Source organism: Streptomyces vulcanius, assembly GCF_042653945.1.
GTDB lineage: Bacteria > Actinomycetota > Actinomycetes > Streptomycetales > Streptomycetaceae > Streptomyces > Streptomyces mangrovi.
Genome location: NZ_JBHSFK010000068.1, coordinates 1 through 3175 on the forward strand (window position 1 = coordinate 1; position 3175 = coordinate 3175).

Genomic DNA, 3175 nt, shown 5'->3' on the forward strand with positions numbered 1-3175 from the left:
CACTCCGACGCCTGCGTCGTCGGAGTCGATTACGGGACGTTGTCGGGGCGGGCGGTGGTGGTGCGTGTCGCCGATGGCGCCGAACTGGCCTCGGCGGAGCATTCCTACGCCCATGCGGTCCTGGACCGGGAGCTGCCCGACGGGACGGCGCTGGCGCCCGACTGGGCTCTGCAGGTGCCCGGTGACTACATCGATGTGCTGCGGATCGCGGTACCCGAGGCACTGGCGCGGGCCGGGGTGCGGCCGGAGCAGGTTGTCGGGATCGGGACGGACTTCACCGCGTGCACGGTCCTGCCCGTCCTCGCCGACGGCACTCCCCTGTGCGAACTGCCGCACCTTGCGGGCCGCCCGCATGCCTACGTCAAGCTGTGGCGCCACCATGCTGCGCAGGCGCAGGCCGACCGCATCACGGCGCTGGCCGACGAGCGTGGGGAACCGTGGCTGCGGCGGTACGGCGGGAAGATCTCCTCGGAGTGGGAGTTCGCGAAGGCGCTGCAACTGCTGGAGGAGGACCCGGAGCTCTACGAGCTGACCGGCCGCTGGATCGAGGCGGCCGACTGGATCGTGTGGCAGCTGTGCGGCAGGTATGTCCGTAACGCGTGCACCGCCGGTTACAAGGGCCAGTTCCAGGACGGCGCCTATCCCTCCTCCGACTACCTCGCCGCGCTCAACCCCGGCTTCGCGGACTTCGTCACCACGAAGCTGGACCAGCCGATCGGCCAACTGGGTGATCTGGCGGGGACGTTGACGGCGCAGGCGGCGGCGTGGACGGGTCTGCCCGAGGGCATCGCGGTGTGCGTCGGCAATGTCGACGCCCATGTGACGGCGCCCGCTGCCACGGCGGTGGAGCCGGGCCGGATGGTGGCCATCATGGGCACGTCCACCTGTCATGTGATGAGCTCCGACCGGTGGGCCGAGGTGCCGGGGATGTGCGGGGTCGTCGAGGGCGGCATCCTGCCGGGGCTGTGGGGGTACGAGGCCGGGCAGAGCGGTGTGGGTGACATCTTCGGCTGGTTCGTGCGCACGGGTTTCCCCGCGTCGTATGCGCAGGAGGCCGCCGCGCTGGGCCGCGACGCGCACGAACACCTGACCGCCCTCGCCGCCGGGCAGGAGGTGGGCGGGCACGGGCTGGTCGCTCTGGACTGGCAGAGCGGGAACCGTTCCGTCCTGGTCGACCACGACCTCAGCGGCGTCGTGGTGGGGCTGACGTTGTCCACCCGCCCCGAGGATGTCTACCGGGCGCTGCTGGAGGCGACCGCCTTCGGCACCCGCACGATCATCGAGGCGTTCGAGACCTCCGGCGTCCCGGTCGGGGAGCTGATCATCGCGGGCGGGCTGACGAGGAACGCGCTGCTGATGCAGATCTACGCCGACGTCACCCGCCGCCCCCTCGGTGTCATCGACTCCGTCCAGGGCCCGGCCCTCGGCGCGGCGATGCACGCCGCGGTGGCGGCCGGCGCGTATGCGGACATCCGGGCCGCCGCCCAGGCCATGGGCAAGGCCCGCCCCGGCGTCTACCTCCCCGATTCCGGGCGGGCGGCGGCCTACGACCGTCTGTACGCCGAGTACCGGCTGCTGCACGACTACTTCGGCCGGGGCGCCAACGAGGTCATGCACCGCCTGCGCCGCATCCGCGCCCAGGCGTCCGCCTGAGCGCCACCGCCCTCCGCCCGATGCCCCGCCCGTCCTTGGAAGGAACTCACATGGAGAACAGCGCCAGCCCCTACCCGGACCGGGAGGTCTGGTTCCTCACCGGTAGCCAGGGTCTGTACGGTGACGACGTCCTGCGCCAGGTGGCCGAGCAGTCGCGGAGCATCTGCGAGACGCTCGGGCGCCCGGGCAAGGTCGCGGTGCGGATCGTGTGGAAGCCGGTCCTCACCCACGCCGACTCGATCCGCCGGATGTGCCAGGAGGCGAGCGCCTCCGACACCTGCGTGGGCGTGATCGTGTGGATGCACACCTTCTCACCGGCCAAGATGTGGATCGCCGGACTCAGCGTCCTGGACCGGCCTCTGCTGCACCTGCACACCCAGTACAACCTGTCACTGCCCTGGCCGAGCATCGACATGGACTTCATGAACCTCAACCAGGCCGCCCACGGCGACCGCGAGTTCGGCCACATCGAGTCCCGTCTCGGCGTCGACCGCAAGATCGTCGCAGGTCACGTCACCGACCCGCGGGTCGTGCGGCGCGTCGCCGCCTGGGCCCGCGCCGCGGTCGGCCGCCACACCTCACGCACCCTGCGCCTGGCCCGCTTCGGCGACAACATGCGCGACGTGGCCGTCACCGAGGGCGACAAGGTCGAGGCCCAGCTGCGGTTCGGCTTCTCCGTCAACACCTACGCCGTCAACGACCTGGTCGCCCTCGTCGACGCCGTCGAGGACAAGGCAGCCGCCCGGCTCGCCGGCGAATACGCCGAGTCCTACGACGTCGTCGCGGCCCTGCGTCCGGGCAACATCCGCCACGACTCCCTGCTCTACGCCGCCCGCCTCGAACTCGGCCTGCGCGCCTTCCTCACCGAGGGCGGCTTCACCGCCTTCACCACCAACTTCGAGGACCTCGGCGGCCTGCGCCAGCTCCCCGGCCTCGCCGTCCAGCGCCTCATGGCCGACGGCTACGGCTTCGGCGGCGAAGGCGACTGGAAGACCTCCGCCCTGCTGCGCACGATGAAGGTCATGGGCAGCGGACTTCCCGGCGGCACCACCTTCATGGAGGACTACACCTACCACCTCGGCCCCGGCACACCACGCGTTCTGGGCGCCCACATGCTGGAGGTCTGCCCCTCGGTGGCAGCCGACCGCCCCAGCTGCGAGATCCACCCCCTGTCCATCGGCGGCCGTGAAGACCCCGTCCGCCTGGTCTTCAACGCGGCCGAGGGTCCCGCCGTCGTCGTCGGCCTCTGCGACCTCGGCGACCGCTTCCGCCTCACCGCCAACGCCGTCGACGTCATCGCCCCCAGCGAACCACTGCGCCGCCTGCCGGTCGCCCGGGCCGTGTGGAAGCCACGCCCCTCCCTCGCGGAGTCCGCCGAGAGCTGGCTGCTGTCCGGAGCCCCCCACCACACCGTGCTCAGTACGGCCGTCGACCTCGAGACCCTGACCGACTACGCCGCCATGACCGGCGTCGAACTGCTCACCATCGACGAGAACACCACCACCGACCAGTTCGCCAAGGA

2 protein-coding genes are annotated in these 3175 nt (G+C 71.2%); both read left to right on the forward strand.

The window, feature by feature from the left end; translation table 11 throughout:
- A partial coding sequence (araB, locus tag ACFPIH_RS53425) for a ribulokinase (RefSeq protein WP_385879269.1) occupies nucleotides 1-1653 on the forward strand: 1653 nt, incomplete at its 5' end.
- A 50-nt stretch (nucleotides 1654-1703) separates the two neighbouring features.
- A partial coding sequence (araA, locus tag ACFPIH_RS53430; RefSeq protein WP_385879271.1) for an L-arabinose isomerase occupies nucleotides 1704-3175 on the forward strand: 1472 nt, incomplete at its 3' end.